This is a genomic window from Thermoflexus sp. (assembly GCF_040289485.1).
Classification (GTDB): Bacteria; Chloroflexota; Anaerolineae; order Thermoflexales; family Thermoflexaceae; genus Thermoflexus.
Map to the genome: position 1 here is coordinate 6,078 of NZ_PSLG01000087.1, position 1,238 is coordinate 7,315.

Sequence of the window (1,238 nt, forward strand, 5' to 3'; positions counted from 1 at the left end):
CCCGCCCCTGGCGGTCCACCAGCCCCACCTGGCGCTTCTCCCGCTCCGGATCCTCCGCCAGGAGGCGGGCCAGGGTCTCCTCGGCCGAGCGCCCGCCGGCCATCGCCGCCAGGCCCTCGGGCCCGAAGCGGGTGTTGGCGTAGGACTGGGTGGCCACGGCGCCGGCGCCCGCGCGGGCCCACGGCACCACCGCGCCGGCGGCCAGGAACTTGGAGGCGACAGCGACCCCCCACTCCTGGCGGTCCGGGTCGAAGGCCACAATGGAGAAAGTGGCCCAAATGCGCATGGGCTTCCCTCCGGGGGCAGGATCTCACCGTCCCCATGATCCATCGAAGGCCCCGTTCGATCAACCCGGCCCGCCCGGTCTGGATTAAAATGAGGGGAGCGAGGGATCTCCAACAGGAGCCGATCGGCATGTTCTCCGCCCTGGTGGAAGCGGCTATGGAGAGGGCCCGCTACTGGCAGTTGGAGGATGGGACGTATTACGGCGAGATCGAGGTCTACCCGGAGGTGTATGCCACCGGGCGGACCCTGGAAGAATGCCGCCGGGAGCTGGAGGCCGTCCTCATCGAGTGGCTGCAGGATCACCTGTCCCGCCCATGAGCCTCCCGGTGGCGGTTTGGCGTCTGGTGGTGTCGCCCCCGGCCGATGGGGCGACGAACATGGCTATCGACGTGGCCATCGCGGAGGCGGTGGCCGCCGGGGAGGCCCCTCCGACGCTGCGCTTCTACCGATGGGACCCCCCCTGTATCAGCCTGGGCCGCCGCCAACCGCTGGAGGCGGTGGATCTGGAGCGCTGTCGGGTGGACGGCGTGGAGGTGGTGCGGCGCCCCACCGGGGGGCGCGCCCTGCTGCATGCCGAGGAACTCACCTACAGCGTGGTCTTCCCGGAGGCCGACCCGCGGGCGGCGGGCGGGGTCCTGGAGACCTTCCGGCGGTTCGCCGAGGCCTTCGCCCAGGCCCTCCGCCGGCTGGGCGTCCCCGAGGTGGCCATGGCCCCGGCCCTGACGCCCGCCGCGCGGGGCGATGGCTTTGTGTGCTTCGCGGTGCCGACGGACTACGAACTGCTGGCAGGCGGCCGCAAGATCATGGGGAGCGCCCAATGGCGCCACCAGGGGGTGGTGCTGCAGCATGGCTCGCTGCCGCTGGACGGCGATCCGGGGGCCGTCGCGCGGTATCTGCGGCAGGGCCCGGACCCCGATCGGATCCGGGAGCGGGCGACCACCCTCCAGGCGGCC

General features: G+C 72.5%; 3 protein-coding genes. 2 read left to right on the forward strand and 1 reads right to left on the reverse strand.

Features of this window, described 5'->3' with window-relative positions; all coding sequences use genetic code 11:
• A partial coding sequence (locus tag C4313_RS10700; protein WP_352429852.1) for a DUF1028 domain-containing protein occupies positions 1 to 286 on the reverse strand: 286 nt, incomplete at its 3' end.
• A 128-nt stretch (positions 287 to 414) separates the two neighbouring features.
• On the opposite strand from C4313_RS10700, the gene C4313_RS10705 reads away from it, so the two are divergent.
• The gene (locus C4313_RS10705; protein WP_352429853.1) at positions 415 to 603 is read left to right on the forward strand and encodes a type II toxin-antitoxin system HicB family antitoxin; all 189 of its coding nucleotides are present in this window, start codon (positions 415 to 417) and stop codon (positions 601 to 603) included.
• Between the two features lie 8 nt (positions 604 to 611).
• The coding region (locus C4313_RS10710) for a lipoate--protein ligase family protein (protein WP_352429854.1) at positions 612 to 1,238 on the forward strand (627 nt) is incomplete at its 3' end.

What these genes read in the sequence shown, in the direction of transcription:
- C4313_RS10705 (WP_352429853.1), top strand. Translation starts at nt 415, where the DNA reads ATGTTCTCCGCCCTGGTGGAAGCGGCTATGGAGAGGGCCCGCTACTGG.